This window comes from Streptomyces sp. NPDC050704 (assembly GCF_040654355.1).
Taxonomy (GTDB): domain Bacteria; phylum Actinomycetota; class Actinomycetes; order Streptomycetales; family Streptomycetaceae; genus Streptomyces.
Genome location: NZ_JBFAHW010000019.1, coordinates 122,482 through 129,868, shown reverse-complemented (window position 1 = coordinate 129,868; position 7,387 = coordinate 122,482). Strand labels below are relative to the sequence as shown.

7 protein-coding genes are annotated in these 7,387 nt (G+C 70.0%); 2 read left to right on the top strand and 5 right to left on the bottom strand.

All coding sequences use genetic code 11. The annotated features are described in order from the left end of the window. The first annotated feature begins 179 nt into the window (after positions 1-179). Positions 180-806, top strand: a complete 627-nt coding sequence (locus AB0I18_RS13930) for a TetR/AcrR family transcriptional regulator (protein ID WP_363105668.1) — start codon at positions 180-182, stop codon at positions 804-806. A 173-nt stretch (positions 807-979) separates the two neighbouring features. After that, positions 980-1,708: a bifunctional DNA primase/polymerase gene (locus tag AB0I18_RS13925; protein WP_363105667.1), complete on the top strand. Its 729-nt coding sequence runs from the start codon at positions 980-982 to the stop codon at positions 1,706-1,708. Positions 1,709-1,836: 128 nt separating this feature from the next. On the opposite strand, the gene AB0I18_RS13920 is transcribed toward AB0I18_RS13925, so the two are convergent. The 5 genes from AB0I18_RS13920 to AB0I18_RS13900 all read right to left on the bottom strand — a co-directional run bounded on the left by AB0I18_RS13920 (position 1,837) and on the right by AB0I18_RS13900 (position 7,373). Further along, entirely contained in the window at positions 1,837-2,832 is a 996-nt protein-coding gene (locus AB0I18_RS13920) for a hypothetical protein (RefSeq protein ID WP_363105666.1), read from the bottom strand. Between the two features lie 138 nt (positions 2,833-2,970). Next, a complete protein-coding gene (gene efeU, locus AB0I18_RS13915; RefSeq protein ID WP_363105665.1) occupies positions 2,971-3,819 on the bottom strand; it encodes an iron uptake transporter permease EfeU in 849 nt (282 codons plus the stop codon). Positions 3,820-3,822: 3 nt separating this feature from the next. After that, positions 3,823-5,163 (bottom strand): iron uptake transporter deferrochelatase/peroxidase subunit, encoded by a 1,341-nt coding sequence (gene efeB, locus AB0I18_RS13910; RefSeq protein ID WP_363105664.1) that lies wholly within the window; start codon positions 5,161-5,163, stop codon positions 3,823-3,825. A gap of 13 nt (positions 5,164-5,176) precedes the next feature. After that, positions 5,177-6,334: an iron uptake system protein EfeO gene (gene efeO, locus AB0I18_RS13905; RefSeq protein WP_363105663.1), complete on the bottom strand. Its 1,158-nt coding sequence runs from the start codon at positions 6,332-6,334 to the stop codon at positions 5,177-5,179. Between the two features lie 205 nt (positions 6,335-6,539). Next, positions 6,540-7,373, bottom strand: a complete 834-nt coding sequence (locus AB0I18_RS13900; protein ID WP_363105676.1) for a heme ABC transporter ATP-binding protein — start codon at positions 7,371-7,373, stop codon at positions 6,540-6,542. Positions 7,374-7,387: the final 14 nt, after the last annotated feature.

Sequence of the window (7,387 nt, the reverse complement as noted above, 5' to 3'; positions counted from 1 at the left end):
ACGAACCCCACTTCGTGCCCGGAGTGCTGCAGACCGAGGAGGCGTTTGAGGACGAGGCCGTTCAGGCCGATGCGGGGGTCTGGGGGCGGAGCCCCCAGGGATGGGACGGGTAGGGGCGGCGGGGGCGAAAGAGAGCCGTGGCGAGACGGAGCGTCTTGTCAACCTGGTAAATTCGACGCATGGCACAGAAGCCCGCCCCCGATTCCACGCGCCGCAGTGAGAAGTCCCGCCGCGCGATCTACGACGCCGCCCTCGCCCTCGTCGGCGAGGTCGGCTACCCGAAGACCACGATCGAGGGCATCGCCGCCCGCGCCGGGGTCGGCAAACAGACGATCTACCGGTGGTGGTCGTCGAAGGCCGAGGTCCTGATGGAGGCGTTCATCGACCTGGGAACCCAGGCGGCGGAGGCGGCCGGCGGTGACTGGGCGGAGGGAAGCGGCATCCCCGACACCGGAGACCTGGAGACCGACCTCAAGAACGTGCTGCGCGCCACCGTGGACGAACTCAACGACCCGCGCTTCGACGCCCCGGCCCGCGCACTCGCGGCCGAAGGCGTCGCGAACCCCGCGTTCAGTGAGGAGTTCGTCGGCAAGCTGCTCATGCCCTCGCTGGAGTTGTACGCGCAGCGCCTGCGTGCCGCCCAGGACGCGGGCCAGGTGCGCGCGGACGTGGACCCGTACATCGCGCGCGACCTGTTCGCCTCGCCCCTCGCCCAGCGCTGGCTCCAGGGCACGGGCCCGCTCGACCACGCCTACGCGAACACGCTCGTCGAGTACGCCCTCTACGGCCTCGCCCCGCGCATGTGACCATGCCGACATTGCGGGCAGGCAAATCATCCCAAAGTATGCAATGACGCTCGATCGGTGCCCAGGGCAGGCATCGCCCCACCCACCCCGGATGTGGGCTCCGGCCCCCCAGGGCGCAGGATGGTGGGACCATAGGGCATGCTGTCCGCACAACAGCAAGGGCGAGGGGATAGATGAGCGCAGAGTCGGGCCGCCGCTCGGGCGGGCAAGGCAGGATCTCCCAGTGGCTGCGCGGCCGCCGTCCCCGGACGGACGCCGAGGACAGCGCGACACGTGAGGATCTGCTGCTTGCCGCCGCAGGCGCGGGGCTGCCGCTCGCGCCCGCCGCACACCCCTCCGCCTACCGATGTTCCTGTGACCGCGTCGGCTGTCCCACTCCCGCGCGGCACCCGGTGTCGTTCGCCTGGCAGACCCAGTCCACGACCGACCGTGCGCAGATCGAGCGGTGGGCCCGGCATCAGCCGTCGGCCAACTTCATCACCGCGACCGGCATGGTCCACGACGTGCTCGACGTTCCGTTGGACGCCGGGCGTGAGGCGCTGGAGCGGTTGCTCGCCGCCGGGATCGAGGTCGGTCCCGTGGCTCAGTCCGGGAACGACCGGATGCTCTTCTTCACTGCCACGCGCGGTACGCCGGAGGACGAGGACGAGTGGTGGCCGTGTGAGCTGGACTGCCATCCGGAGACGATGGATGAGCATCCGGGGCTGCGGTGGCACTGTCGGGGGTCTTATGTGCTGGTGCCGCCCGCTCAGTTGCCGGGTGAGTTGACGGTCGAGTGGGTTCGGGGGCCGGAGTTCGCGTTGCCGGATCCGTTGTCGCTGCTTGAGGTTCTGACCGATGAGTGTGCTCGGTATGCGGGTGTGGAGCGGGATCATGTTGCGGCCTGGCCCCTTCGGGGCTGACGGCCGTCGGGGCTGAGTGATTCGACTGCGGGCCGTCGTGGCTGGTCGCGCAGTTCCCCGCGCCCCTAAAGCTAAAGGGGCGCTGCCGGAACCCTGCGCCTGAAAGGCGCAGCCTGAGTGGGACGCCCCTACTCGCCCTTCGCCCCCGTCAATCCCTCGATCCTGCTCAGGAACCTCACCTGCTGGTCCGGGGCCGTCTTCGGTGGGTCCAGTACCGCCTGGTTGGAGATGGACTCCAGGGTGAGGGACTGCTTGGGCTCGCCCGTCATGAGGGCCTGTACGTCGGCGCTGGTGACGTTGATCGGGACGCCCTGGGCCGCGGTCTGCTTCTGGTAGTGGCGGGTGGTGAAGAAGACGAGTGCGCCGCCGTCGGCGGTGCGCAGGCCGACCGGGGCGTAGTCGCCGGACGTCAGCGGCTCGTCGATGTACTGCTGGGCGAGTCCGGGCCGGCGCGCGTTCTTCGCCCGGTCGGAGCGCCACTTGGAGGTGTGCGTGCCGGGCGCGAAGATGTCGCCGCCGTCCTTCAGGTACGTCGCGTAGTCGGAGGACAGGCTCCGGGGCGCGACCGCCAGGTCCGCCGCGTTCGCGGTGACCGGCTCCGCCCAGCCGTCCTCGTCCTTCCTGAACTCCGGTACGTCGTCGGCGGGCATGATCGTCAGATACGAGACCTGCCACACCTCGTTCGCGCCGCCCCGCGTGAACACCAGCAGCCAACGGTCCTCGCCCCGGCCCTTGTTGGCCTGCGAGTCGGTGACGAACCAGCGCGGCCAGCCCGCCTTCTCGGGGATGGTGAACTCGGTGTCGGTCAGCTTCAGCGGCACGTAGTCCGGGTTGCCGTCCGGCTGGTTCTTCTCGCCGGCCTTCAGCTTCGCGCCGTCTATGTCCCCGAGGGCACCGGTGACCCGGTCCGCGTCCAGGGACGCGTCGTTGGCCGCGTTGGCCTCGTTGTACGCGGCCGTGAAGTCCTTGAGGGCGCGTGCCGCCTCGGTCTTCGTGGCCCCCGGGAGGATCTCCCGTTCCCCGTGCACCACCACGCATCCGCTCGCCGTCACCGACAACACGGTCACCGACGCCGCTATCAGCGCGCTCCGGTCCAGCCTGCGAAGTGTCCGCGGCGTCTTCATCGGATTCTGTTCACCTTCCCCTTCCCGGAGGCGAACCCTACCGGGACCGGAAACCGCGTGGACGCCGGGATCACGTACCGCGTCCGCACTGTGATCCAGCGCGCCCGCCGCACGCCCGGACCTCGGTCTCAGTCGGTCTCAGACCTCCTCGCGCACCGGCGCGGGCGCCTTCGGCCGCTCCCTGCCGAGCCGCGCCGGCAACAGGAAGAGCACCAGGGTCGGCACCAAGTACAGGGCCCACACGACGACTTGGAGGACGGTCGGGTCCGGCTGGAAGTTGAAGATGCCCTTGAGGAGCGTGCCGTACCAGCTGTCCGGCGGGATGGTGGTGCTGATGTCGAAGGCCTTGTTCGTCAGGCCCGGCAGGAAGTCGGCCTCCTGGAGATCGTGGAAGCCGTACGCGAGGACCCCGGCGGCCACGACCACCAGCATGCCGCCGGTCCAGGTGAAGAACTTGGCGAGGTTGATGCGGACGGCGCCCCGGTAGAAGAGGTAGCCGAGCACGATCGCGGTCAGGATGCCAAGCAGGACACCGATCAGCGGTCCCTCGGTGCCGTCGCTGGACGCGCGCACGGACGTCCAGACGAACAGGGACGTCTCCAGGCCCTCGCGGCCCACCGCCAGGAACGCCGTCGCGACCAGCGCGCCCGTGCCCATCTGCAGCGCCGCGTCCAGCTTGCCGTGCAGTTCGGCCCGCAGATGCCGGGCCGTGCGCCGCATCCAGAAGACCATCCAGGTGACCAGGCAGACCGCGAGGATCGACAGCGAGCCGCCGAGCGCCTCCTGCGCCTTGAACGTCAGCTCCTGGGAACCGAATTCGAGCGCGAAGCCGAAACCGAGAGCCAGCGCGACGGCGACGCCGATGCCGATCCAGATGGGCTTCAGCGCGTCCCGCCGGTCGGTCTTGACCAGGTAGGCGACGAGGATGCAGACGACGAGGCTCGCTTCGAGCCCTTCGCGCAGGCCGATCAGATAGTTCGCGAACACGGCCTACGCCTCCTTGGAGTCCCCGGAGAACAGCGCCCGGCCCCACCAGTCGTCCTTGTCGCGGACGCCGGGCGGGATCGCGAAGACCGCTGAACCCACGTGCTGGATGTACTCGTTGAGCGGGTCGATCGCCAGACTGCGCTGCACCGGGATGAAGCCCTTGCGCACGTCCCGCTGGTACGCGAGGAAGAACAGGCCCGCGTCAAGGCGGCCCAGCCCGTCCGTGCCGTCCGTGAAGGAGTAGCCGCGGCGCAGGAGCGTCGCCCCGTCGTTGGAGTCGGGGTGCGCGAGCCGTACGTGCGCGTCGGGTTTCATCGCCTTCAGGAACGGCTCGTCCCGCTCCTTCGCCTTGCCGACCGGGGCGCCCTCGCCCTTGTCGCGGCCGAAGATGTCCTCCTGCTCCTGGAGCGAGGTCCGGTCCCAGGTCTCGACGTTCATGCGGATGCGCCGGGCCACGAGATAGGAGCCGTCGGCCAGCCACGCGGGGCCGTCCTTCTCCTCGACCCACACGAACTTCTTCAGCCGGTCGGTCTCGGTCCCCGCGATGTTGCGGGTGCCGTCCTTGAAGCCCATGAGGTTACGAGGGGTCTGCGCCTCCGGAGTCGTCGACGAGGTCTTGCCGAAGCCCAGCTGGGACCAGCGGATGACGACCTTGCCGAAGCCGATCCTGGCGAGGTTGCGGATCGCGTGCACCGCGACCTGCGGGTCGTCCGCGCAGGCCTGGACGCACAGGTCGCCGCCGCTGCGGTTCCGGTCGAGGTTGTCGCCCGCGAACTTAGGGAGGTCGACCAGGGCCTCTGGCCGCCGGTCCGCCAGCCCGAACTTCTCGAACAGCGAGGGCCCGAAGCCGACGGTGAGGGTCAGCCGCGACGGCTTGAGGCCCAGCGCCTCACCGGTGTCGTCCGGCGGAGCCTCCGCCAGACCGCCGTACGCGCCCTCGCCGACCGCCTGCCCCGCGGTCATCCGCCGCGCGGCCTCCGTCCAGTCCTTCAGCAGCCGGACGAACTCGGCGCGGTCCTCGGTCTTCACGTCGAACGCGGCGAAGTGCAGCCGGTCCTGCACGGGCGTCGAGATGCCCGCCTGGTGCGTGCCGTGGAAGGCGATCGCGGCACCCGACTCGGCGGCGGTCGGATCGACGTCGTCGCCGGTACGGGTCACCACCACCGCACCGCCGACCGCGGCGGCACCGAGCGCGAGCCCGGCCCCGCCCCAGCCGATCAGTGAACGCCGGGTGGGCGCGGGCGAGTTGGCGTCCCGCGTCTCACCGACCCGGTCGGCGGTGTCCGTGCTCTGTGCACTCTCCGTACTGTCTGCGGCGTTCGAGGTGTTCGTGGCGTCCGTCATGCGACAGGCCCTCTTACTTCACGACGGCGGCGGCGAGCTTGGACAGGGGCTCCGCGAGCGCGTTCACGGCGTCCGAGAGCTCCTTCTGTTCGGCCTTGCCGACCTTGTCGTACGAGACGAACTCGTACGAGTTCTTGTCCTCGCGGTACTTGTCGAGCAGCGTGTTCAGCGCCGCGAACTGCTTGTCGAGCTCCGTGGTCAGCGCCGCGTCGTTCTCCGAGGCGACCGGCTTCAGCAGCTCGTACGACTTCTGGGCGCCCTCGACGTTCGCCTTGAAGTCGACGAGGTCGGTGTGCGAGTAGCGCTCCTCCTCGCCGGTGACCTTGCCGGTGGCGACCTCGTCGAGGAGCTCCTTGGCGCCGTTGGCCATCGAGGTCGGGGTGATCTCGGCCTTGCCGACCCGCTTCTGCCAGTCGGTGAGGTCGGTGATCAGCTGGTCGGCGAGCTCGGAGTCGCGGTCGGTGAGCTTCTTGTCCTGCCAGAGCGAGCGCTCCAGGCGGTGCCAGCCGGTCCAGTCCTTCTCCAGATCCTGGCCCTCCTCCAGACCGTCCTCGCGCAGGTCGACCTTCGGGTCGATGTCACCGAACGACTCGGCGACCGGCTCGGTCCGCTCCCAGCCGATGCGCGAGTCGGCGTACGCCTTCTTCGCGGCCTCGATGTCGCCGTCCTTGACCGCCGCCGTGAAGACCTTCGTCTTGGGCAGGGTCTCGTCGGCCTGCTCCTGCACGTACTTGCGGTACGCGGCGACGGCCGCGTCCAGGCGCGGGTCGCGCTTGGCGACCTTGCCGGTGCCGGTGGCCTTGACGTCCTGGCGGATGCCGTCGCCCTTCATGCCCGGCTTGCAGGCGATCCGGTAGTCGCCCGCCTTCACCTCGGCGGTGACCTTCTGGCTGGTGCCGGGGCCGATGTTCTCCCGCTCGGTGACGATCCGGTCGTCCGGGAAGAGCAGGTAGACCTCGGTGACCTTGGAGCCCTTGTTCGTCACGTCGATCTGGACATGGCCGGCCGGGAACTCGTTCTTCGACACCTCGCACTTGGTGTCCGTGGCGGTGACCTCGATGACGCGGTCGTCGCCCGCGGCGGCGTCGCTCTTCTCGGTGCAACCCGTGACAGCGGCCAACGCGGCCGCGGTCGCGGCTGCGGTGACGACGGAGAGTCGGACGGCTCGCATACAGGCTCCAGGGAGGTTCACAGGGCACAAAGTGCGCAAAAGGCACACAGGGCAGGCAAAGGTTCGAGGTGAGGCGCGCCTAACTTATCTGAGGCTTACCTGACTGATACCCGCCCGTCCAGTGATTCAGCTCTCATGGGCGCCGTACGGGCACGGCTTGATCACGGTGGCTCAAACCATGCCCCACGAATCAGTCAAAGACGGGTCAAGAACCCCTCACGGGGGCCACCAGAACCGCTCCGGTGCGCGGATGCGGGAAGACCTCGACCGGCTGTCGGTAGACGTCCGAAAGCAGTCGGTCGGTGAAGATCCCGGCCGGTGGTCCGTCGGCCACCGCCCGTCCGTCGCGCAGGATCACCACCCGGTCCGCGTAGGCCGCCGCGAGCCCCAGGTCGTGCAGCACCACGACCACCGCGTCCCCGGCGCCGGCCCGTTCCCGGCAGACCCGCAGCACCAACTCCTGGTGCCGCAGGTCCAGGGCGGCGGTCGGTTCGTCGAGCAGCAGCAGCCGGGTGCGCTGGGCGAGCACCCGGGCGAGCGCGACCCGGGCCCGCTCGCCGCCGCTGAGCGCGGCGAACGGCCGGGGCGCGAAGCCGGTGACCTCCGTCGCCGCCATGGCCTCGGCCACCGCCGCGTCGTCCTCGTCCTCGCCCGCCGTCCCGGCCCAGGGCGCCCGGCCCATCCGTACGACCTCCTCCACCGTGAACGGGAAGGAGAGCGCGGCCGACTGGGGCAACACGGCCCGGCGCAAGGCGAGTTCGTGCGCCGACCAGGCGGACGCCGGGCGCCCGTGGACGCGTACGACCCCCTCGGCGGCCGGGAGATCCGCGGCCAGGGCGCCCAACAGGGTTGATTTCCCTGCCCCGTTGGGGCCGACCAGCGCAAGCACCTCGCCCGCGCGGGCCGTGACGTCCACGCCGGTCAGCACCTCGCGGGCGCCGAGCCGGACGTGCAGGGCCTCGGCCTCGGCGAGTACGTCACCGGGGTTCACCGGGGCGGGAGGCGTGGGCCTCGCACCGGGCAGCCGGAGCCGCTTCATGCCCAGCCGCTTCA